The organism is Blastopirellula sp. SH421, assembly GCF_057808535.1.
In genome coordinates this window covers 2,982,481-3,005,832 of sequence record NZ_CM173712.1, presented here as the reverse complement: position 1 = coordinate 3,005,832, position 23,352 = coordinate 2,982,481, and the positions used below count along the sequence as shown (strand labels likewise).

At 54.6% G+C, this 23,352-nt stretch carries 18 protein-coding genes and 1 pseudogene; 10 read left to right on the top strand and 9 right to left on the bottom strand.

Annotation, left to right across the window (positions count from 1 at the left end):
- Positions 1–422 precede the first annotated feature (422 nt).
- The 3 genes from SH421x_RS12355 to SH421x_RS12345 all read left to right on the top strand — a co-directional run bounded on the left by SH421x_RS12355 (position 423) and on the right by SH421x_RS12345 (position 4,069).
- Positions 423–2,177 (top strand): HDOD domain-containing protein, encoded by a 1,755-nt coding sequence (locus SH421x_RS12355; RefSeq protein WP_488855966.1) that lies wholly within the window; start codon positions 423–425, stop codon positions 2,175–2,177.
- Between the two features lie 118 nt (positions 2,178–2,295).
- On the top strand, positions 2,296–3,255 hold the full coding sequence (locus SH421x_RS12350; RefSeq protein WP_488855965.1) for a sensor histidine kinase: 960 nt from the start codon (positions 2,296–2,298) through the stop codon (positions 3,253–3,255).
- A 22-nt stretch (positions 3,256–3,277) separates the two neighbouring features.
- Positions 3,278–4,069, top strand: a complete 792-nt coding sequence (locus tag SH421x_RS12345) for a response regulator transcription factor (RefSeq protein WP_488856432.1) — start codon at positions 3,278–3,280, stop codon at positions 4,067–4,069.
- A 107-nt stretch (positions 4,070–4,176) separates the two neighbouring features.
- On the opposite strand, the gene SH421x_RS12340 is transcribed toward SH421x_RS12345, so the two are convergent.
- Together SH421x_RS12340 and SH421x_RS12335 are read right to left on the bottom strand one after the other, a co-directional pair.
- Positions 4,177–5,232 carry an acyl-CoA desaturase gene (locus SH421x_RS12340; RefSeq protein WP_488855964.1) on the bottom strand — a complete coding sequence of 352 codons (1,056 nt, stop codon included), beginning with the start codon at positions 5,230–5,232 and terminating at the stop codon, positions 4,177–4,179.
- Between the two features lie 310 nt (positions 5,233–5,542).
- Positions 5,543–6,355 (bottom strand): 3-keto-disaccharide hydrolase, encoded by an 813-nt coding sequence (locus tag SH421x_RS12335; RefSeq protein WP_488855963.1) that lies wholly within the window; start codon positions 6,353–6,355, stop codon positions 5,543–5,545.
- A gap of 155 nt (positions 6,356–6,510) precedes the next feature.
- Between SH421x_RS12335 and SH421x_RS12330 the strand changes: the two genes are divergently transcribed.
- Together SH421x_RS12330 and SH421x_RS12325 are read left to right on the top strand one after the other, a co-directional pair.
- Positions 6,511–7,206: a DUF502 domain-containing protein gene (locus SH421x_RS12330; protein WP_488855961.1), complete on the top strand. Its 696-nt coding sequence runs from the start codon at positions 6,511–6,513 to the stop codon at positions 7,204–7,206.
- Between the two features lie 464 nt (positions 7,207–7,670).
- Positions 7,671–11,240 carry a flagellin N-terminal helical domain-containing protein gene (locus SH421x_RS12325; RefSeq protein ID WP_488855960.1) on the top strand — a complete coding sequence of 1,190 codons (3,570 nt, stop codon included), beginning with the start codon at positions 7,671–7,673 and terminating at the stop codon, positions 11,238–11,240.
- A gap of 39 nt (positions 11,241–11,279) precedes the next feature.
- On the opposite strand, the gene SH421x_RS12320 is transcribed toward SH421x_RS12325, so the two are convergent.
- Together SH421x_RS12320 and SH421x_RS12315 are read right to left on the bottom strand one after the other, a co-directional pair.
- Positions 11,280–12,608, bottom strand: a complete 1,329-nt coding sequence (locus SH421x_RS12320) for a DUF4832 domain-containing protein (protein ID WP_488855958.1) — start codon at positions 12,606–12,608, stop codon at positions 11,280–11,282.
- A 438-nt stretch (positions 12,609–13,046) separates the two neighbouring features.
- Positions 13,047–13,469, bottom strand: coding sequence for a hypothetical protein (locus SH421x_RS12315; RefSeq protein ID WP_488855957.1), 423 nt, complete (start codon positions 13,467–13,469; stop codon positions 13,047–13,049).
- Between the two features lie 68 nt (positions 13,470–13,537).
- Here SH421x_RS12315 and SH421x_RS12310 point away from each other — a divergent pair, with 68 nt between their 5' ends.
- From SH421x_RS12310 to SH421x_RS12295, 4 genes and pseudogenes are all read left to right on the top strand, one after another.
- Positions 13,538–14,020, top strand: a complete 483-nt coding sequence (locus SH421x_RS12310; RefSeq protein WP_488855955.1) for a transposase — start codon at positions 13,538–13,540, stop codon at positions 14,018–14,020.
- Between the two features lie 801 nt (positions 14,021–14,821).
- A complete protein-coding gene (gene tnpA / locus SH421x_RS12305) occupies positions 14,822–15,232 on the top strand; it encodes an IS66 family insertion sequence element accessory protein TnpA (RefSeq protein WP_488855954.1) in 411 nt (136 codons plus the stop codon).
- Positions 15,233–15,572: 340 nt separating this feature from the next.
- Positions 15,573–16,913: an IS4 family transposase gene (locus SH421x_RS12300; RefSeq protein ID WP_488855952.1), complete on the top strand. Its 1,341-nt coding sequence runs from the start codon at positions 15,573–15,575 to the stop codon at positions 16,911–16,913.
- A gap of 31 nt (positions 16,914–16,944) precedes the next feature.
- A pseudogene (locus SH421x_RS12295) lies at positions 16,945–17,283 on the top strand (integrase core domain-containing protein); the annotation flags it as partial.
- Positions 17,284–17,688: 405 nt separating this feature from the next.
- Here SH421x_RS12295 and SH421x_RS12290 read toward each other — a convergent pair.
- Entirely contained in the window at positions 17,689–18,168 is a 480-nt protein-coding gene (locus SH421x_RS12290; protein WP_488854577.1) for a hypothetical protein, read from the bottom strand.
- A 60-nt stretch (positions 18,169–18,228) separates the two neighbouring features.
- On the opposite strand from SH421x_RS12290, the gene SH421x_RS12285 reads away from it, so the two are divergent.
- Positions 18,229–18,471, top strand: a complete 243-nt coding sequence (locus tag SH421x_RS12285; protein WP_488855951.1) for a hypothetical protein — start codon at positions 18,229–18,231, stop codon at positions 18,469–18,471.
- Positions 18,472–19,591: 1,120 nt separating this feature from the next.
- Here SH421x_RS12285 and SH421x_RS12280 read toward each other — a convergent pair.
- The 4 genes from SH421x_RS12280 to SH421x_RS12265 all read right to left on the bottom strand — a co-directional run bounded on the left by SH421x_RS12280 (position 19,592) and on the right by SH421x_RS12265 (position 23,340).
- Positions 19,592–20,485 carry a helix-turn-helix domain-containing protein gene (locus SH421x_RS12280; protein WP_488855949.1) on the bottom strand — a complete coding sequence of 298 codons (894 nt, stop codon included), beginning with the start codon at positions 20,483–20,485 and terminating at the stop codon, positions 19,592–19,594.
- Between the two features lie 123 nt (positions 20,486–20,608).
- Positions 20,609–21,190 carry a hypothetical protein gene (locus SH421x_RS12275; protein ID WP_488855947.1) on the bottom strand — a complete coding sequence of 194 codons (582 nt, stop codon included), beginning with the start codon at positions 21,188–21,190 and terminating at the stop codon, positions 20,609–20,611.
- A gap of 452 nt (positions 21,191–21,642) precedes the next feature.
- A complete protein-coding gene (locus SH421x_RS12270) occupies positions 21,643–22,710 on the bottom strand; it encodes a BON domain-containing protein (protein ID WP_488855945.1) in 1,068 nt (355 codons plus the stop codon).
- Positions 22,711–22,842: 132 nt separating this feature from the next.
- Positions 22,843–23,340: a hypothetical protein gene (locus tag SH421x_RS12265; RefSeq protein ID WP_488855944.1), complete on the bottom strand. Its 498-nt coding sequence runs from the start codon at positions 23,338–23,340 to the stop codon at positions 22,843–22,845.
- Positions 23,341–23,352: the final 12 nt, after the last annotated feature.

Below are 23,352 nucleotides of genomic sequence, written 5' to 3'. Positions count from 1 at the left end.
GCGTCAATCATCGGCAAACACTGATGCATCAGAAATGCTTCGCCTAGCAAGATTAAGATTACCCACAAAATCGGAAATATAATTCTTGCAGTTACCGCAAGATTTGCTGGCTTTGCAGAAAGACAAAACTCCCCCGCCGGAATAAGCGAATAGTTCTCACAGCGACAGACATCTGTAGGGATGAAAGACGAACGTTTTTTTCAACTTCCACAGACACTGTATAAGTCTGCCAGCTAAGCGAAATCATCGCTCGTAGAGCGGAACTTTGTGAATGATACCGGTACACTATTTTTTCATGATTCCCAAGATTTGTGAACTAATTTCTATCTTGTAGTTCTTCATGAATCACCTCCGACTGCGCGCATATCGTTTCTAGCAAACGAAATGTTGCCAAGCTAAACCGCAATGCGAAGGTGTCAAGAATGAAAAAGAATATCGCTGTCCTGTACACTCGCGCGGAAAAAGATTCGTCCCGCTTATCGAAAGCATTTGAAGAAGCTGGCTTTGAAGTTCTGGCGATTCATGAGTTGGATGCGCTGTATCGAATCGTCAACCGCCAGCAAATCGACGCTATCGTTATCGAGAACAAGCTCAATAGTTTTCTGACGGGTCTCGAAACGCTTTCGCGGCTTGAAGAAGCGCTCGTTCGCCCGACCACGGTTTTGTTGGGAACCTTGTCAGAGCGAGAAAAATCGCAAGCGAAAGCCAACAAAGTCGGCTACCTGTTTAGCTGGAATGATTCTCCGACTGTGATCGCAGAAGCTTGCGCCCGGTCCTGCCATTGGGAAGCGACACGCGGCTTGGTCATTCCGGAGACCGCACGCAATCTTGTTCGCGACGCCGATTTTTTACAACCGCTTCCGCAACTAGCGGTGAAGATCTCGAAATATTTCAATGACGAATCAGCGACGATCGTCGACTTGGCCAACGACATTTCGATGGACGCGCAGGCAACCGCCGAAATCTTTCGCAAGTTGAACTCTTCATCCTCTGGCCTACCGAACAAGGTTCATCGCCTGCAAGACGCGGTGTCGCTGTTGGGAATCAAGCAAACGGTGACGATCGTCCTCCGTTTTTGTATCAACCGTTGCCAAACCAATCTGTTAACTCGCCTTGATGCCGATTTAATCGCTTGGTTCGGCGCACGGAGCACCATGATCGCGAGCACGGCCTCGGTCTTCGCCAAGCGATCTTTTGATACGTGCCCTGATATGGCCTATCTATTGGGACTATTTCAAGACCTCGGCATGCTCGCCCTAGCGCATGAGTATGAGAGCTATTACAAGCTTGTCCGACGATATCGCAGCGTCCCTCAAGTGCGTCTAGAATTGCTAGAGGCCGAAGATTACGAAATCACGCATGCGGATGTTTCGGCGGCGATTTTGCAACAGTGGCAATTGCCCGCATCTTTCATTCGGCTGATCCTGCATCACCACGATCCAGCCGAAAAATCGGTCGATTTATCGGAAATGGAACGCGGCGTGATTCATGCGATGCAGATCGGCGAAGCGCTGGCGAACATGCAAGAACTTCCGTCCTCAAGTCGATTCCTACGCTTCCAGGACTTGGTGATGAGTCATCCCAATTCGCACGCCCTCGACGTGAAACATTGCCTCGGCGAGGCGATCGCCAAAGCGACAGAATCGGCGATCTTATACAAGACTCCGGTTCCTGATTCCAAGCAATGGTTGGGCTTCGTCGTCGGAATTCTCGATCAATTTGCAGGACGTGAGCCGAGGCGTGGTTTTATTCAGGAAACGCCGAGCCGAGAAAGCTCACACCCTACGAGCACCTCCGGTTCTCGCCGTTTGATTGTCCTGGATGAAGATCCCCAGATCGTTCGACTTGTGGAGAAAGCGGTTCTCGGTACTGACATCCAGGTCGAGCAATGGATTTCGATCCCAATCGAGGAAGAAATTCCGAGCGATATCTGCGGAATCTTGTGCGAAGCTCGCTTCAGCAACGGAAATGGGGTCGTGTTTGTTCAGCAGCTCCGTGAGTTAGGTTTTCAAGAGCCGATTATCATGATCAGCAAAGATCGCAATCGCATGATGATCATCAAATCGATTCAAGCCGGAATTAACGAGTTCCTGTCCAAGCCCTTCGGGAAAGAACAATTGCTGGAGAAGTTGCAGCTACATGGAATATCCTGCCAAGAGGCGGTGCAGCAGCAATAATTTGCCAACTTAAAGTCAATCGCTTCCGAATTTGGCAGCCAGGGTGAACTTCGCTTTACGCGGAGACCGGTTATAATCGTAGAAATCGGCCTGATTGCTTCTCGCTTTACGATTGCCTATGTCCACCTCTCGACGCCCTATTGGCTTGCCTGTCACGATCGCGGTCATCATGATCGTGCTGCTGGTCATGCTGCTGGTTGGCTGGGTGCTGTTGACGGTCTGGGGCGCCTATAACGACGAGGATTCGGCGATCCTCTACTGGACCATCTTGCCGATCGGCGCCATCTTTTTGGCGGCCGTGTTGGGAGGCGTTATTTTCTATATGGTCCTGTCGATCAAGTCGATCAACCTGAATATTCGCCAGGGCAATTTTATTGACAGCGTCACGCACGAACTCAAAAGCCCCATCGCTTCGCTCAAACTCTATTTGCAAACGCTAAACCGGCTGAAAGTTTCAGAAGCGGAGGCGGGCGAGTTCTACAGCACAATGCTCAAAGATGTCGAACGGCTCGATCACCTGATCAACCACCTGCTGGAAGCCGGCCGACTCGATCGAAGTCGGGACGTGATCGAAGCCGAAGAGATCCGGCTAGACAAGCTTTTGATCGGTTGCACCGAATCGACTCTGCTGCTGTATCGAGCGCCGCGCGAGATGATCCAACTTCACCTGCAACCGTGCATTATGCACAGCTATCAGGGCGATCTTGACATCATCTTTCGCAACCTGATTGACAATGCGATGAAATACTCGGGTAACGATGCGTTGATCGAGGTTCATCTGCGCCTCGAACCGAACCAAAAAGCAGTGGTCGAGGTCTCAGACAATGGGCCCGGCATCCCCAAAGGAATGCGACGTAAGATCTTCGGTCGCTTTGTTCGCTTGGGGCTAGAATTGCAGCGTGAAAAGCCCGGCACCGGACTTGGTTTGTACATTGTCAGAACGCTGGTGCGGCGACTGCGAGGATCGGTTAAAGTATCAGATGGTCGAGACGGGCAGGGGACTCGATTTATTGTCACTTTGCCTGGCGCGCGACCGCTGGACGAGAGTCCGCAGTCCAAGGAACAAAACGCTGCGTAGTTGGGGGGAGGACGTCGTGCCGATGCACGGGGGAAAAACAAATCAACAGACGAGAATTTTGGTTGTCGAGGATGAAGCCCATCTTGCAATCGGGATTCGCTATAACCTAGAAGCGGAAGGGTTTGATGTCACCGTCGTCGAAGATGGCCGCAGCGCACTGGAAGTGGTCGAAAATAATCCACGCCAGATCGATATCGTAATCCTTGATCTCATGCTCCCCGGCATGAGCGGTTACGCCGTCTGCGAAACGCTGCGCGCCAACGGCGAAGACATGCCGATCTTGATCCTTAGTGCTCGTACGCTTTCTGAGGACCGTAAACGGGGTTTTGACGTCGGCGCCGATCAATACATGATGAAACCGTTCGATCTGGACGAGTTTATCAGCCGTGTCAAGAATCTATTGGCGGCCCGCAATCGCCGCGAACAAGCACGTCAACGCGAAGAGCCCGAGTCGCTGAAAAACTTTCAGTTCCGAGATGTAACGATCGACTTTGAAGCCTTTCAAGTGCTCTGCGGCGACAAGGCGATTCGCTTGACGCAGCTAGAAGCCAAGTTGCTCCGCTATTTCTGCGAAAACGAAGGACGCATCATTCCGCGCAACGAACTGTTGACGGAAGTCTGGGAGATGTCACCCAACATCAACACGCGAGCTCCGGACCAGTTTATCCTGCGGATGCGCAAGCTGTTTGAACGCGATCCTTCAAAACCGCAGCACTTTATCACGATCCGTGACGCTGGGTATCAATTTTTGGCCAAAGCCGATGCAGCCGACATGGAAACAGCAGCGGCGGAAGAATCATCGCCCGAGTCGTAGGGGAGCCCCTGCATTTCGTGGGATGGCGCTGTTGGCAGGCACGGATGGCGCAAAAAAAGAGGGTCGCTAGCGACCCTCTTTTTCTATTATCTAGCGACTTCGCGCGATTAGTGGATCGCCGAGCCGTCTTTGCTTCGCTTCTTGTAATCAACCACGTTCCAGGCCAGACCGGTCATCCTCATTACGCGGATGATGTTGTAGGTCAGGTCAAATTCCCACCACTTGTGACCATGGTTGGCCATGCGGGGATAAGCGTGGTGATTGTTGTGCCAGCCTTCGCCGAAGGCGGTCAGCGCGACCCACCACAGGTTCTTGCTTTTGTCGGTCGTCTCATAGTTGGTATAGCCCCAGATGTGCGACGCCGAATTGACGAACCAAGTGACGTGCAGCACGACCACCAAGCGGGCGAACATCCCCCACAACACCCACGACGTCGCATAGTACGAACCACCGTACTGGGCGTCGCCAAAGTACGATCCATAGTAGTAACCGGCGATCGCCATCAACGAGCCAAGTAGCAAGTGCGACGGGATGAACGCGTAGTTGAGGAAACGCATTCCCGGCTCTTTCAACAAGTCAGGCGCCCAACGTTCGTGGATCGAGCGTTGTTCTTCGCTGTTACGGAACGGGAAGAGCCACCACATGTGGGCCCATAAACCGCCGTGCTCTGGTGAGTGCGGATCTTCTGCTTGATCACTGTGCGCATGATGCTTGCGATGCATCGCGACCCAGTCGAGGGCCGAACCTTCGCCCGCCAATCCGCCGATGAAGGCCAAGATCATGCGAGTCGGGTAATGGACCTGGTAGCTGGTATGCGTCAGCAAACGATGAAAGCACAGGGTGATGCCAACACAACCTGTCAGGTAATAAAAGGCGATGAAGATCGCAAATCCGCTCCACGAAAAGTAGAACGGCGCGGCCAAAGCGACCACATGAATGCCGGCGAGCCAGCCAAAGATGATCCAGGCAAATCCGGTCTTGTAGCGATCGGTAAGTTTTTCAGCAATCGGCGGTTCGACGCGACGCTTTTTACGCGTAGGCGTTACTTTCGCCGTTGGCTTGGTTTCGGTCGTGAGGTTGGATGCATTCCAATCCTCTGCGGAGACAGCGTCATCTTCGAAGTCGTCGCCCGCTAGTTTGGTATCGTCGGAGACTATCGACATGGGAGCTCATCATTTTCAGGGGAGAGATTCGGTCGCCAAGGTGAAATCCGTCTTTCAACCTTCGCGACTCCATGTTGCTTCGTTGTGATTGTAAAGAGTGTCGAGTCAAAGTGAGTAAACAGAAGGTCCCGAGATCGTAATAGTTGTGTAACAATCACCGCAACACCTGTTTCAACCCCCATTTACGATGCAAAACCGCTCATTTAACCCCAAGCCCTTCACTACACCGGGGGGGTAAGCGATCCGCCGCTGCGGATGATCGCAAGCGGCGCACCTAAATGGCAGGTTTCGACAGCACTATCAGCGCCGCCTATTTGGCCTTCTCAGCCGCCGACTCCGTTTCGACCGGCTTTTCCTTCTTTTCGTCCTTCTTTTTCGGCTCTGGCGGCTTGCCGACCAGCGGCTTCAGTTCACGCAGCCAGATGTTGCGATAGCGGACCGGGTTGCCGTGAAACTGCAGCTGAATTTTGCCGGTTGGACCATGCTTTTCGAACTTTGGCGGGCTATCCCACGCAGTAGTTCCTTGCAACTCGTAGTGATTTTGCACCAGAACTCCGTTGTGCAGCACAGTAAAGTAGCCCGACTTGGCCACCGAACCATCGTCGTTAAACTGCGGCGCATTGAAGATGATGTCGTAGGATTGCCACTCGCCTGGTTTGCGTGACGCATTGACCATCGGCGGCGATTGCTTGTAGATCGCCGCAGCCTGGCCATCAAAATAGGTCGGATTGTCGTACGAATCGAGAATCTGGCACTCGTATTTTCCAAAGAAATAGACGCCGCTGTTTCCACGTCCTTGCCCCTTGCCAGAGACTTTCTCCGGCGTTGCAAACTCAATATGCAGCTGCATGTCGCCAAAACTATCTTTGGTGGTGATTCCACCTTTCGCTGCTTGGGCGTAACCATCTTTGACAATCCATTTGTCGCCGCCGTCCCATTTGGACAAGTCTGACCCGTCAAACAGGATGATTGCATCCGAAGGGGCGTCCCCTGGCTTTGCACCCGGCTCAACCACCGGCGGCTCAGGCCACTCGATGCCGCTTTTCCATTCGTCGGCGACGGCCAAAGAAGCAACCGACAGCACAGCAGCGCCAAGGACTGCGTAGAAACTTAGACTTTTCATCGGGGTTTTTCTCCAAGGGCAGGAGCCGCACGTAAATAAGCAAAAATTGCGGCTACAGGGGGCGGGAAGAACCGCTATTCTAGTTGCTACCCTGCTACAAGTCACCTTGGCGGCGCCAATCTTCCGCCGCCGTAGTCTTTTCAACCCGGGATTTGATGATGCGAAGACTTACCTCCGCACTTTGGCAACGATTTTTGCGCTACTTTTTGGCCGGAATCCTGGCCGTGATGCCGCTGGTTTTGACCGGCATGATCGTGATTTGGCTGGTCGGCTTTCTCAACGACTTTGTCGGCCGCGAGACGTTTATCGGAAAACGACTTAGCGACATCGGCATGAACAACAACCTAGAAGATGGCTACATCGCCTACATCTTTGGCTGGATCACCGTGCTGGGAGTCGTCTTTTTGATCGGAATGCTGTTTGAAATGGGGCTGAAAAACAGCTTCAATTCGTTGGCTGACTCCATCATTATCCGTGTGCCGCTGATCGGCAAACTGTATGGAACCGCTCGGCAACTGGTCGGAATGCTCGACAAACAAGAGGACGGAGAACTCAGCGGCATGCGGGCAGTCTTTGTCTTATTTGGTAAAGAACATGGCGCCGGCGTCCTGGCCCTGATGCCGACTGCGGATCGCTACGACATCAACGGCGTCGACTACCACGGCGTCTATCTGCCGACCTCGCCGCTACCGATGACCGGCGGCATCGTCTTTGTCCCTTGCGACGCGGTCCAACCGGTCGAGATGTCAGTCGATGGTTTGATGAGCATCTATCTGTCGATGGGCGTGACAGCGCCGCAGTTTTTGCAAACAGCGGGGAAGGGGCTGAAGAAGGGGACTAAGCCAGAGTAGATTGTGCAAACGCAGTCCGCCCCCGCTCGCCCAGCAGCACCGGGGGCAGGCTCTTCTTCCACTGCTTTTCAAAGGAAAAGCGCTCCTTCTGCTTCTAGGGCCAGACGCCGACGCCTGATTCAAACGCTTAACTGACCCAGCTAGCTTGCCTGCCCGGCTAGCGATGCGAGCGTGGTCGCTACGTTTCGGTCCAGCCGCAGTGCCTCTCTTCTGTTGGGGCATCTCTCTCAACGACCGCCGCTATATGAGGGGGGTCTAAGTCGCAAAATCCGCAGAGTTAACGCATTTTCATTAACGCGTAAATTCCTTCATGTCGATTCTCCAAGATAGAACCATCGGAAAAATCGGATTTACCGAAAAAATCAGTTTGCGGCCGTTAGCCCAGGTGCAATCCCAAGCGACCTCGGTTCACGCCAACTCTTAAGCAACAACTCAAGTAACCTGCTACACATCAGGTCCTCCAAATGACTCGCATCAATACCAACGTCAGCTCGCTTGTCGCCCAAAAGAACTTGGGGCGTTCGAACGCCGACTTGAACACGACGCTCACTCGCTTGAGCACCGGTTTGCGGATCAACAGCGGCAAGGACGATCCGGCAGGTTTGATCGCCAGCGAATCGCTCCGCAGCGACATTACCAGCGTCGAAAAAGCGATCACCAATAGCGAGCGGGCCAATCAATTGATCGCGACGGCCGACAGCGCCTTGGGGCAGGTCAGCTCGTTGCTGAACGACATTCGCGGGTTGATCTCTGAAGCGGCCAATACCGGTGCGCTCAGTGACGAACAGGTTGCCGCCAATCAGTTGCAAATTGACTCTTCGCTTGAAGCAATCGACCGCATCGCTCAGGTAACCTCCTTCCAAGGCAAACGTCTGCTCGATGGCAATCTCGATTTTATCACGCAAGATGTCAATCGAACGGCGATTGCCGGGCTGCAAATAGATCAAGCCAATTTTGGCACGCTCAGTTCGATCGGCGTTGCAGTCAATGTCGTGCATCAAGCGACCCGCGCCACGCTCAACTATGGTTTTGGCGCCGTCGCCGATGACGTCATTCTAGAAGTGGGCGGCGCCAACGGCACCGAAGCGTTTAACTTCGCCAAGGGATCGACGATTGAAGAAATCGCATCGGCGGTCAATCTGGTCTCGGACGCTACCGGCGTCGAGGCGGTCCTAGAAAAAGCGGCGACGCAGGGAACCCTGACCGTCAGCAGCTTCGGCAGAGACAACGACATCCAACTGACCGCCAACCAACCCGGTTTTGAGGCAGGTGACGTACGGATTAAGTACTCCAAGGGAACAACCAGCACTACCAGCGCAACCTATTCGGCGCCTGTTGGCGACAATCCCGCCAAGCTCGAAGTGACCCTCGGCGTCACCGAATACATAGCAGCCAGCGTCACGGTCGACACCGCCGGCTCGGACAACGACTTCCGTATCACCGCCAGCCTGGGCGGAGCCGACTTCAACGATATTTCGATTCAGTTCGCCGACTCGACGATCGCTGGACAGGAAACCGTAACCTACGACGCCGACACCAAGACGTTGACAATCAACAAAAACGCCGCTTCCACCGCGGCCCAGATTGTCGATGCGATTAACAACGCCAGCGGTCTCTCGGACATTCCCTTCGCCGTGATCGACGGGGCCGCCGCCAACTCGGACTTTTCGCTCACCTCGGATTCGACCGGGCTGGCCAACAATAACACCACGCTCAACTTTATCGGCGGCGCATTGGCCGGTTTTGAATCGGTCGCCTATGATAACTCGGATCCCGATAATCCGATCATCACGGTCATGATCGAAGACGGCGTGTCGACCGCCAACGATATCATCTCCGCGATCAACCTTGACGCCACGGTCGGTCCCTTGTTCACCGCCGCCGCCAACATTGCCGGCAGCAACGGTACCGGCGCGATTGCGGTGGGCGATAGCGGAGCAGTCACAACCACTGCCAACAACTCCAGTGTTGCTGCATTATTCTCGGCGGAATTAGTTGAAACGATCGGCACCGGCGCTGGCGCCGTCTCGTTCACCGGCGTCTTCGGCTCAACCACCGCCGGCGGCATTGATGGTGGCGACATCAGCGCCAGCGCCAATGACGTGATCGCCGCAATCAACGCCGCGACCGGCAATACCCAGGTCACCGCTTCGCTGGCAGTCGGCAACGATGGGCATGACGCGGTTACCGAGTTCACCAATTTCGCCTTCAACGGCGTCCCCGAACAAAACACCAGCCTGCAATTTCTTGCCCCAGAAAACTCGCCCAACATCCGCTTTGTCTCGAATGCCGGAACCGGGCTCTCCATTGACACTACGACCGACCCCCGCGTCGAAGGTCGATCCCAGTCGATCATCCAAAACGCGGACCCCGACGGCACGTTTTCTATCATCGCCAAGCTCAAGGGAACCGACTATGACGGCTACTCGATCAGCTTTGTCGATGATCCCAAAGTGACCGGCGGAGCAAACGAGTTTTCGGTTCTCGACAAAGAGAACAAGACGCTGGCCATTCATATCGAAGATGGCGTTACAACCGCCGAAGACCTGTTGGCCGCCGTCAACAATGACGCCTACGTCAGTAAATTCTTCGAAGCCAAAAATTTCGGCTCCAGCGATGGCAGCGACGCTGTCACCATTGCGGATCTGACGATTCCGACCGCAACATCCGGCGGCTTGGTGAAGGAAGGAACCCTGATCGTCAATCTAGAGACCGACGTAGATGGCAACATCAAAACAACGGCCAACGATTTGACCGCTTTCTTTGATAATCCCAGCGCCTTTATCTCTGATCCCGTCAAGGCCGCCAGCACCCTCTCTTACTTGCAAAACCGTGGCATCAGCGTCACCAACGTGGAAGGAAGCAATGGCTCGGGCGTGCTAGAAGTGACCGCCGAAGACATCCTCTTCGCCACCAGCGGGAACGAACTAGAAGACGCCCAAGCCTCCGGCTCCACCTATGCAGTCAACGGCCTCAACGCTCAGTTGGCCTTTACTGCGATTAACTCGGGCGAAGCCTTCGACAACGTCACGATTAACTTCGTCAATGACGCGACCGTCACCGCAGGCGTCAATGAGCGCGGCGAATACGAGCCGGCGACCAAAACCTTAACCTTCTACATTCAAGCAGGTGCGACCACTGCCAGCGACATCGAAGATATCTTCGCTCCGCTCGACGCCAACTTCAACGAAGACCTGTCGCAACTGTTTAGCGCGGCGGCTGTTGGCTCCGGCGCCGGATTGGTAACGACTGACGACACGGCGACCCTGACCGGCGGCGTTGTCAACAACGGCACCACCGATGGCGCCGCGCTGATTGGCAACTCAGACCTAGAGGATCTAGGCCTCACCTTCCGCGCAACCAACTTTGGCTCAGAATCTTTTGTCAGCGTAAAAGCGCTCAGCGGCTTCTTTGGGCTGACCGATCAAAGCGGCAACACCAACGTCGATCGAGCTTCCGGAACCGATGTGGACGTCCGCATCAACGGAATTCAAGCGATCGGCGATGGGCTCAAAGCCTCGATCAACACCTCCTCGCTCGACCTCAGCTTCTCACTCAGCGAAAACGTCGAAGACGATTCCAGCTTTGAATTCCAGATCGTCGGCGGTGGCGCGTTGTTCCAACTAGGCCCTGACGTCGTCAGCAATCAGCAAGCCAGACTCGGCATTCAAAGCGTCAGCACCGCCACCTTGGGCGGCGTCAGCGGACGCTTGTTCGAGCTCCGCTCCGGCGGCAGCAAGAGCCTCACCGCGGATGTCGGCGGAGCGGCCAAAGTGGTCGACGAAGTGATCTCGGTCGTGACCTCGTTACGCGGTCGACTAGGTGCTTTCCAAAAGACGACTTTAGAGTCAAACATCTATTCGTTGAACGATACGCTGGCCAACTTGACCGAAGCCGAAAGCTCGATCCGCGACGCCGACTTCGCCACCGAATCAGCAAGACTCACGCGAGCCCAAATTCTCGTCCAGTCTGGCACTTCAGTCTTGGGCATCGCCAACCAAAATCCTGAAAACGTGCTCAGCCTGCTGCGATAATCACCAAACGTCCAGGCCAGGACGTCGGGTTGATTTTGGCTACGGAACTATCTCCAACTCGGCCACGATCGTCCACCCATCCACCACCGGCAAATCGTTCGCAAAGCGAATTGCCGGACGGTCGGTCCAGGGATCACGAATCCCCAGCCCCAACCGGTAAACGCCAGGGGGAACATCGAACGCAAGCTGAGCTTGCTCCGAAAATCGTCCAGGCCTCCAGCGGCGAATATCCCAATCAGTCTTGTGCAGTGCGACCCGCTCGCCAGCCGCATCAAGCAAAACGCATTCGACCGCCCAAGGGTAATAAAACGGAGCGACCCCTTGGTTCTCACCTTGTAAAGCCAAGGAAACCGGCTGGCCAGCCTGTGCTTGATCTTGGGTGACAATTTCAGCGATCCGAAATTCGTAGCCCATCTTGCGGACCAACTCTTCGCTGCGTCGGCGAAACTCGGCGTCTTCTGACTCCTCCAGCGCAGGGCAATACGGCCCCACCCAACTAAAGTGCGCCCGCTTTAGCATGGTCTGCGTAGTCTCCCAATCTTTTCCCAGCCATCGCGTAGCCTGGTTGGGCTCCATCTCGCCGCCGATGACGGCAACTTGCCAGTTCTCTGTTCGCTTTGCAGCTCGCACCCCAGCTAGAAAACTCCAGTCTTCACCGTTGTCCGTGTCTTGCGGAAACATGTCGTCGTGAAACCCGATCCACGCTTGACGGCCAGCATCGTCTCTGGCGTAGCGAGCCATCAATGACTTGTCCGGAAACGCTTTGTGATAAGCTGCGATAATCTGGCGTTCCGTTTTTGGCGAAGCATACAACTGCTCCGGCGGCCAAGTGTGCCATTCCCCCCAAAAACCAAGTAACCCCAACTGCACAAACGCGATGCGGGGATGATTGTTGTAGCGTTTCCCCAACGCGGCGATCAATCGCTCCATCGCGGCGATCATCCGCCGATTGTCGTAATCTGGCGACAGTCCCCCGCCATGTTCCTGATAAGCGGTCTCTGCAACGCCGGCCTGACGCAACCAATCAGGCAGCCCCGACGGCAAAGAGGGATAGTCAATATAAACCCGAAAGACAATGTGCTTCCCCTCGGCCTCCGGCACATTCCAGCTCTGCTCCCACTGCTCAAATCGATATTCGCCTTCGGTCGGCTCTAGCTCACGCCATGAGGTGTAAAAAAACACCATCGAATAGGGCTGATCGATCTCGCCAGCATCCGTATAAGGACACCAGCCCTTCAGCGGATTATCCAAAGGCCCCGCCTTAGCCGCGGGACGAATCACAATCTCTGCCGCCAAGCTATTTCCCCCGGCCAGCAAAAAAGTCGCCGTCCCCAAACAGGCGAACAGCAGCGATCGAACTGATTGCATAGTTTTCTCGTCGTTTCAGCCAGAAGTTACGCAGCCCGGCCGCTCAACAGCTCGCCAAGCATCCCTCCGATTAAGTTTACCAAAGCGAAAACTCTGCGACGACTTTGATGGATTCGCGCTGGTCGGCGAATCAGCTGCCACGAATTGCTCCCAAGCAGGAATCAGATACGCCGCGCTGCGGCTCGGCAAGCTACGGGTCTAGGTTGCGGATTGGTCCCAAGCCGGACGCCATGCTCTTTCAGTACAGACGCCGTAACCGCATGCGGAAATGAACGGGCAACTAAGCAGACGTCCATAATGCTCGCAGTCGTGACCATTTCTACATCCTAACTCTTGGAACCGGTCGGGATTAAACTTTACTTGCATGCCCATTCATGGCCACGCAAGGCCGTGGCCATGGCACCTGCGCCCAACAACGCATCGTGATAATCTCTCAATTCAAAGCGAAGTCCTTATAGCATAGCAATTTGAATCTAGCAATTCTTTGACGGTAATACCTAAAGACTCAATATTCCCTGCCTCATCCTGTAATATTTCCGCACCGCTATTTGCAAGATCAACGACTAACTCCCAGCCGTCGGTATTAAATGCAAACGTTAAGAGCTGCTGCCCACGTCGAAAATTTATTGGATCGAATATATCAGTTAGATGCTGTATTTCGAGAGCCCACTCATGTTGTTGAAAGACAAATCTCGCTGGGAGCGCTGACCGAATCGTTTTATCCGCCATTAGTTCTAATAAACCATCTGGTGGCGTGAGACCGAAATGTGATTGAAAAGCTTGTGGTGAATAGGTTTGCATTGGCATTTTATGATCCACATGGATCAGGAAAGGCGGTGTAAAACTTCTGCGTTTGAGCATCAAACTTAATCACTGCCCGGCTGGTAAACACTGTATCAAACGCACCGCGATTAGTATAACTCCCCCTGTTGATGACCGTCGGCGGGGTGGCACAGACGAACAGCCCATTTTTCGCGTGCCACTGGCCCCTTTCAGCCAGTGTCTTCTCTTTCTTCCTCCTGCTTCGCAGTGAAAGAAAGCAACAGAATCCAATCCCATTTTTTTTGACTCGGCTGCTTGGTTATTTTATCTTCCTATTTATGGACGCCCAAGCGCCGCAGCGAAAGCGAGTCAAGCATTTTCATGTTCCAGGGCATTTTCATGCGTTGACCTTTTCTACCTATCGTCGTCGACCACTGCTGACTAATGATGCTTGGCGAACCATCTGGGCTCGATCGATTGACGACGCCTGTCGAGCAGAGTCGTGCCAATTGATCGCGATGGTTTTTATGCCGGAGCCGGGTGCCATGGGCACGGCCTTGCGTGGCCATGAATACGGCCAGCAATTGCCAAGGTATTTCAAACCGCCGGACAACTCTTACCAGCCGCCGGGCCTTTGCCCCAATTTCTGACCAGCCCTGCTTGGCGATGTTTCAGCGGGGGACAAAAAAACGCGGCTAACGCCGTGTGGCTGATGTGCACCAGGATCCATATTCGCCTTTAGCTCCCGCGAAAGCAGAGTCCGACTGGCGCGATGCACTTTGAGTACAGACGCCGTAACCGCATGCGGAAATCAACGGGCAACTAAGCAATCATCCATAATGCTCGCAGTCGTGACCATTTCTACATCCTAACTCTTGGAACCGGTCGGGGTTAAACTTTACATGCACGCCCACTCATGGCCACGCAAGGCCGTGGCCATGGCACCTGGGCGAACCCAACGTACCAACGTACCAACGTACCAGCGAACCCGAAGACTAAGTTCAACGACAAGACCAGACCAAAGGATCAACCGTTAACCTACTAGCCCCTTCCCCTGCAAAAAAAGAGAAGAGGGGAAAGGCCCGGTCGAGGTGCGCCTTGACAGGGGACTTCCTATAGGTGCCACCCAACGCTGGTAACGATTTCGTCTTTTTAGAAATAAGTCTTGATGCGGACTGCGGTTAAGCAGTTCAATGCGGTCGACTAAAACCGTATGCACTGACGACCAAGAAAGGATTCTTGGATGCCGCATCAAGACAGCACCGATATTCGCACGAATTTCCAGGCTTTGAAAGCCGGCTTTCAGGAGCTTTTGTCGACGAAGTTTGACTTGCCCAAGGCGCACGGCAACACGTCGCTGCAGCCGATGGCGCTAGCGGCGATGGCAATCACCTGTTGGGGCTATCCAAAGAAAAAATACCCCCAATCATGCGGCCCTGGGAGAAGCGGCGATGACGAAAGGGGCACAACGGGATGCTGCGAAGGAGCGAGCTTGGCGAGAGTTGATTTCTGGTCAAGCGAAGAGCCGATTGTCGGTGCGGGCTTGGTGTTTGCAGCAGGAGATTTCGGAAGCTTCGTTTTCTGCCTGGAAGCGGGCGAGGCTTCGGCTGGATGGCACTGACCAACGGTCAATCCTTCGGGCGCCGCTGGCCTTTTTCAGCCAGTGCTCTTCATTCGGAGTGCGGCAGTTGTCCGCCACTTTTATCGAACAGTTCCTGCGGCGGAAACGATCGCTTCGGAAGACGGCGGCGTGGCACAGTCGGAAGTTTTTTTTCGAGTGCCACTGGCCAAAGCCAGTGTCCTCTCTTTCTACCGCCGCACAACTCAGAAGCGACAGAGCGACTCCGGCTTCTGTTCTTTGACTCTACCGCGTGGTTGATTTATCTTCCAATTCATGGACGACCGCCCGCCCGCGACCTTTCTGGCTGGTTTTGCGGTTTGATTCGTCGGAGATGACTGTGGCGGCGAGATTTTTGACTAGCAGCGCCGCGGATTGCGCGTGGGTCGCGATGGCGTTAGAATCTGTTGCTTGCTTTCACTGGGAAGCAGGAGGAAGAAAGAGAAGACACTGGCTTTGGCCAGTGGCACTCAACGCTGGTAACGATTTCCCGTCAGCCCAAAAAAACGTCTTGATGCGGAAGGCCCTGGGGCCTTCAATGCTTCGTCGCCAAACGTCGCATACCCCCAAGAAGGAATCTTGGAATGTCGCATCAAGACAGCATGGATGTTCGCAAATCGCTCGATAATTTGAAAGCCGTATTGGAATTTTTGTTGCCGCCGGCTGCGCTTCAAACGCCTCGGCACGGCAATGCGGTCGTCGACTCTTTCACGCTAGCGGCAGTCGCCGTCGCCACCTGGGGATGGTCGTCCAAACGCACTTTGAGTCAGCGCGTCGAGGAGGCCTGCGGCGCGGTGCGCAGCCTCTATCCCGATTGTGACGTGCTCTCGCGCCAAGGTTTGTGTCAGGCGTTGGCGACCTGCGGAGACGCGACTAGTTCGCAGGTTAGCGAGCATATTCAGCAGCAACTTCGGCAGTGGAGAGGATGTTGGACGACCGCCGGAAAACCAACTTACGCCGTGGATGGAACGAAGTTCGCCGCGCCGCGCACCGCGGCCAATCAGCAGGCCTTCTCCGCCGATCACGATGAAACGGCGAAGCCAAAGCAATATAAGAAAGAGGCTGACGCTTCGAAGGCGAGTACGGTTCAAGTGCTGGTTACGCTCTTTTGGCACATTGGCTCAGGCATGCCGATCACGTGGCGGCAGACGCCTTCCAACGGCGTTGAACGCAAGGAAGCGCTCGCCATGCTGGAAGAGTTGCCGGCGGATGCGCGGATCGTGGGAGACGCGCATTACACCGGCTATCCGTTCTGGTCGGCGATCTTGCAATCGGGACGGTCGTTTGTCGTTCGTATCGGTTCGAACATTAAGTTGCTAAAACAGCTCGATCCGCAACTGAAACGCCGCGGCGAGCTGGTTCATTACTGGCCGGAAAGCTCCCAGAAAAAGAACCAACCGCCGTTGTTGTTGCGGCTGGTTCATCTGAAAAGCTCACGCGGCGAGGTATGGTTGTTGACCAATGAAATGGAGCTGACAAATCGTCAGATTCAAGAGATCTACCAGGCGCGCTGGGGCATCGAAGTCTTCTTTCGCACGGTCAAGCAAAACTGCGGAAAAGCGAAAGGACTCTGTCGAACGCCGACGCATGTGAAGACCGAATTGACTTGGACGCTGCTCGGCGTCTGGGCGTCGCTATTTATCGCCAAGCTTCAGTCCAAGCGACATCGCCAGCCGCTGCAACAACTGAGCCCGATGCAAGTGATGGATGCCTTTGCAAAGGCGCTGCAGCAAACGGCCCTGGGCCTATGTCAGGCGGTGCAATTGAACCTGCACAAGTGCCAAAAGGCCGACGAAAGCGGTCGCACAAGCAGCAAGAAAAGCCGCAATTATCCCCGCAAAAAGAAACCGAAACCATGCGGAAGCCCGACAATCATCAACGCCACGCCTGAACAAATAGCGGCTGCGAAGATGATGCTAAATTGAAATCGTTACCGGCGTTGGGTGCCACCCCGCCGCGATCAAGAACTGGCTGGTGCTGATCGGCGTGGAGGTGTTGTACATCGAGCCTAGCTCACCTTGGCAAAACGGCTTGTGCGAAAGTTTTAATAGCCGCCTTCGTGATGAATACCTGCACCAGACCGACCTGCTGGGCGTGGAGGACGCCCGAATCAAAGCTCGGGCCTGGCGAGAGGACTTCAATAACAACCGTCCGCACAGTTCGCTGGGCTACCTGCAGCCTTCGGAGTTCGCGCGCCTCTGTGCTGCTTCCACTTCAGTCGCTGCGCTCCTTCCGTTCCAGCAGCACAGCGTCCCTTTTGAATCGTTACCTGTTTCCCAACCCAATCTTTCATAACGCCTGGTACAGAAAAAAGGGGCAGCCCAGAGTGACATCGCCAGCAATGTGCGAGCGAGTCTGGCGGAATTGTAAATTCGAGCCTCCTCGAAATAGTTCCATAGCGGGACGCTTATCGCCATCAATTCGATTGAATGTCGCTCGCCGTCACCACGCCAAAACATCACTTTGAAACGTCAGCCGATGTGCGCCTCGCAGGACCAATTTCCACATCTAGGCATAAAACAAAGCCCTAAAAATGCTCATCGCGTTCCCTAAGTCGGCCAAGAAACGCCTCCCGGCAGACTCACCCGTTCTCAGCATCGCGCCGTGATCACTACGTGGGGTCGAATCCTCATTCGACGAGGATCCTCCGGTGGAATTCAGGCAACCGTTGAGGTGAAAAGGATAGGAAGGACGGTTGCATTAATTGGATTCCAAGGCTTTTAGCCAGTCATCGAAGCTCATAAATTCTTCCCATTCGCCTGCTTCATCGCGGATCAGTTCTTGCGTCCATTGGCCTATTCCTTGATCCGTGCGAGTCAACATAAATACCAGCGTTTCCCCAGGAATGTCAGCAGCGAGTTTGTGTTCACTCAGTCGCTTGCCGCAGCAGAACAAAAGTGAAAAGAGGTGGATGTAAACAGACTCGCCATGATTCACGGAAATCGATAGATCGCCCACCAATACGAGCTGGAGCGGTGGACAGAGGTCGATTTGAACCATCGCACCGACGCCGCTATGTCTAGCGTTGTCTTCATCGTCGATGAAGACCTCATCTATTTTGAATCGGCGTTCAAGATGTTTTGCCAGGCTATCGCAAACCAGCTGAAATAGCTGAGTCCATTCCTCATCTGTGCGAGTGTTCCCAAACGAGTTGTCCCAAAGTTTTTCGATTTCATTCACAGTCCGGTCCTGAATTGTTCGGATATGGATGGATTTTGTGCATCGAACCGGAGCTCCCATTTGGGAACTGAATTTCAACGTAACGGCTGTGTGGCACTGACGAATAGTCATTTTTTTCGCGTGCCACTGGCCAAAGCCAGTGTCTTCTCTTTCTTCCTCCTGCCTTGCAGAGGAAGAAGGCTCAAAACTTCTATCTCATTTTTGAACCAGCTGCACGGTTATCTTATCGTCTTGCGCATCGCCATGCAGGGAAAGTTTGACCGCGACATTTTCCAAATTTCCAAGCTGTGGGAATGGTCATGACTTCAATTGTAGGGGGCGATGGATGGCCGGTAATCATGGCCGCGGTGGGCGGGGGCGCCCGGCTGCTGCTGCCGATGAATTTAGAACGCTAGTCGACCGGGGAGAGGTTCGCGACCCAAAGTCGCTGGGTGTTCTGCGGTGAATCCGTTGGGGAATCTACTTTCGGCGGAGCGAAAGGGGACAGTCGTCCGCTTCGGGCCGATGGTCGGTTGACTAAGATTGCACCTTGACAAAGTCTTAGTGTTTTGTTACAACATATTCACGCTTTTAAACGCGATGTGCGACGCGATGGTTTCAGTTTGCCGGCGCCTCGTCGTGGAAGGTCGGCAACTTCGGGGGAGGTTGGCGGGGTGGTTTGCTGCGCTGGTGGGTTTTTGAGCTGGATATACGGCAGATCGGCCGGGCGATAAAGGTGCGCGCCTGGGGAGAGGACGCGATTGACCGAGCAAATGCAACGCGTTGGTTGCGGATCCGCCGCGGACAATGGGGGTCAGATTCGGATCAGAAACGTCGACGCCAAAAAACGCTGCTGTCCGGTCCGGTTCGGTGTCCTGTCCCATCGGGGCGAATGTCTAAGGACCAATGTCTGACTCAAAGAAAATCCCTAGCGACGATGTGCGGTTTTCGTGCTTCGTCGTTGACTTGCAAGCGTATTTCCCTCGCTCGCGCATTCGGGCTACGAAGAATTGGAGACATACAAAAAAAGTAACACGGTCCGGTCCAGTCCACAGTCCGGTCCGGTGGATCACCAATTCACTCTTTATTAGACATTAGGATTTCGACATTAGTCATTTACTTACACCCACATTTCCCTCGCTCGCGCATTCGGGCTACGAAGAATTGGAGAGATACAAAAAAAGTAACACGGTCCAGTCCGGTCCACTGTCCGGTCGCTCAGAAAAAAACCGACGCGGAGTCCGGTCCGGTGGATCACCAATTCACTCTTTATTAGACATTAGGATTTCGACATTCGTCATTTACTTACACCCAATTTCCCTCGCTCACGCATTCAGGCTACCAAGAAACTGGCCACGCAAAAAAAAATCGCCGCAGTCCGGTCCGCTTTCATTCCTCATTCACTTGCAACCGCATGTCCATCGACTTGCGTTGCGTCGTGCGTTCATTCCCGATGTGCAGTTCGCCAAGCCTTGGGGGTGACGCTGCGGATTTTTCGGAAGGCTCGGTAGAAGGTTGAGAGTTCGCCGAAGCCGCATTCAAACGCGATCGATGCGATCGTGCGATCTGATTCTTCCAGCAGCTGACACGCGTGATCAATGCGCTTGCGCTGCACATAGTTTAGCCAGGTCTGCCCGGTCAGGCGGCGGAAGATGTGGGTGAAGCGGCGACGCGGCATTCCCAGCTCTTTCACCACCTCATCAATGGTGCTTGCTTCAAAAAAGTAAGAATCAACATGCCGAACATAGGAGGCGACTTCATCAACATCCGGTTCCAAACTCAGATCACTAACAGGCTGGCCCGTGGGGATCGACTCAGAGGTGAGCAGCGACAAGACCTCCAGCGCGTTGGCGACCATCGCCAGCGGCGTGGTCGGATCGGCTTGCCACTGCTGATACAGCAAACGACGCAGCCGGCGCTCGATCCGCTGCGAGAAATGAAGCTGGCAGGCCTGCTTGCCATGCGGCAAGACCGACGTGACCTGCGGATCGAAGCCGAGGAGGCGTTTTTCGATGCACAGAATGTAGAGCGACATCGGCGAGTTAGGATCATCCTCGATCCGATTCCGCCGTTCGGCCGGAACTACCACAATATCGCGCGGCCCGACGGTATAGCTGTCATTGCCGATCGCGATTTGTCCGCGACCGGCCAAGACATATTGCACCTTGATAAAAGGGTGCGAGCGCCACTCCATGACAAAGCCCGGCGCATGATGGCTCTCGAGGATCGCGACGCCCCAGCTGGGGAGATTCTCGGGCAGCGGAGTTTGCGTGCGCACAAGCAGCCGGCGCCCAGTGATGGGATCAGTCTGCGATGCGTGAACAGGGGGTACTTTCATAGCGGTTCATAGTAATCGCAAATGACCGACAAGTAATTGATAGAGCAGGGGGAGCGCATAAAAAAACCGCGTCCTAAGTTGGACGCGGTTTTGAATGGTTGTTAGCAACACCAGGCGAGATGATTATCGCTTGGGCGGGCCCATTGGCTGCGAGCCTTCGTAGGGATCACCGACACGGTGCAGGTGATTATGGTCGATGTAGACCACTTCGCGAGTATCTTCGTCAACCAAGGTATGCGGGACAGGCCAACCGATTCGCTTGACTTCGGTGAAGTAGACCGTGCACTTGTAGTGGGCATGGTGCAGTTGAACCGGGCCAACCAGCGGCATCACACGCGGCGGATCGACATAGTCGGCGATCTTTTCTTTGACGATGCGAACGTTGTTGCGATTCACTTCGTGCAAAAACGGCATGCCCCCTTCGGTCGGACGAGCTCGCTCGAGCGCACGCATCACTTCATCATCGCTAGGAGTGTCCATCGCAACGTGCGGACCTCCCGGCGGAATCGGCGGCAGAACCGGTACACGACCGTACCGTTCGTGCTCGAGAAACTCGTCTTCTTTCGCCTCTTGAAAGTAAGGCGAAACCGGGAACGGCATAAAAAACGGGCCCAAATAGGGACCTTGCGTCGCACACCCGACGTTGGTCAACGTCGCTGCCGCGATCGCCAAGCCAAGATAGGTACGAAGGCTGATACGGAACATGGAACTACCTCTCAGTTTTGCCAGGGCGCTGTTTTGCGGGCGAAGCCCAATCCGTTAGGTCGCCGCTCAAAAACGCGGCATCTGCTGCTAGTGCTATTTATCGTGTGAAGCTGTAACAAACTTGCGGCCTTTTCCGGTCGCACGGCAATTTCCTGAAACGCAGGCCCGATTTTCGCTCTGCGCATGAAAAAACCCCTGAAAGGCAGCAATCTTTCAGGGGTTCGGATCGCCATCCAGCTTTCGCCCTGGCTAAACGGCTACTCGCTTTCGGTGATGGTATCGCTTACGTATCTCTTGCAGCTTGCTGAAAATTGCCAATATGACGCTTTTCAACTTTGCCAATCTCTAAGCCGAGCTCTTCGCAGCCCGCCGAATCAAAACCGATGTCGCGATTCTGGCGTTTCAAGTTTTAAAAGCATTCGCCTGCCGAAACTCAACAGGCGATGTGCCCATTACCAGCGGCCGTGACGACGAGCCTTGAAGTCAACTGTCCACCAACCCTTGTTGAATTCCATCGTGACTTTACGCCAGCCGAGCGGAACTTGCGGGTACGGGTAGAACGGACCCACATACGGCCAAGCCGCCGGTGAGTACTTTTTGGGATATTGCAGAGCAGCGTAGTTGGGGTAAGCCGCGTAAGCTGGCCAAGCATAGCCCGGCATCTGCGGGTTGTCATACCGAACCGGCGACGCGTAACCTGATGCGGTCGGGTAGTACGACGGAGGCTGCACCGGTACCGGCGGCTGCATCCGAGCCGACGCGTAGCGGAAGTCTTGCGTTCCGGCCTGAGCAAACGCACGCGGCATTTGCCCTGGCGTCTGTGCCTGATCCTGCTGACCTTGCTGATAGTTCGGCATCGAAGCGATGGCCGGAGTTTGCTGCTGCGAAGCGGCCGGAATCGGACGCAACATTTGCGGAGCCAACGGAGCTGCCGAAGCGGTTCGCGGCAGATCGGCGTAGATCGGCTGTGCTCGCAATTCGCGAGGCTGACCTTCTGGAGTGACCGTTTCTGCGGCCGAAACCAGTACGCCTTGTACGGCGGGTGCGTTCGGTTGATTGACGGAAACGCCGTCAACGACCTGCTCTACGCCGGAAACACGACGAGCAATATCCACGGCCAAGTCATGCTGCGACTTGTCAGAGACATGCCCTTCGAGCCAAACAACGCCATTTTCGACGCTGAGGCCAATATTGAAACCTTTGAGGCTTCCTTCAGACTTCTTTGAGTTGAGTTGCTCGACAATCTGACGCGAGATTTCCGCGTCGTCGGCATTTACCGTCGCAACTGGGGCGAGCGTAATCGCCGCCAGTAGCGCTAATTTCCAAAACCGTCGCATGGTTCCCCCTCCTAAATTTATCCGTAAGCGATCCGAGTGAATCACGTCCGCCGTCATTTCCGTTGCGGGTCGAAAACGTCGACCTTCAAAAGTCGACAGGCGATGACGTTTGCTGCTCATGCTGCGTCGCTTGCGTTCGCTACGCACCGCGGAAGCGGCATAACTGTCATTAGTTGTCGGCAATGCGGACGTCCTAATGGCACTGTTTTTTTCGATTTTGAGGATACAAAGGACCTCAAAGTCACTCCCTGCGCAATAAAAGAACCTCGCCATGAGACGAGGCTCTTTGAGTCGCCTAGCGATCGCCACCCAAGACTAGTGGGTGTGATGCCGCGATTTACGACGATGGAATTCGAGCCACCAATAACCGTCATCCCATTCCAACGTCGTCTTTCGCCAGCCGAGTGGAATCTGCGGATACGGATAATGCGAGCCGATGTACGGATACGTCGAAGCCGCTTGTTGTTTTGGATACTGATCGACGCCGAAGCCCGGATAGCCTGGAGCTCCGCCCATGCCAGGCCCCATCCCGTAACCAGGATCGCCGTTGCCGACCATTCCATGGCCGTGGCCGCCGTATCCAGGCGGGCAACCTTGCCCCGGAGGACAGCCCTGACCTTGGAATCCGACTTGTTGAATTTGTTGACCCGGGGGCATCCCAGGAGGCATCTGCTGCTGATAGCCCACAGGCTGGCCAGCCATGATCGGTCTGCCAAGCGGCACTTGCTGACCGGGCGCCTGAGCCGATGCAAACATCGGCAGCGCGAATAATAGGAACGTGCTGGCGCTCCCAATCCACGAAAATCGCATCATCGCCTCCTGATT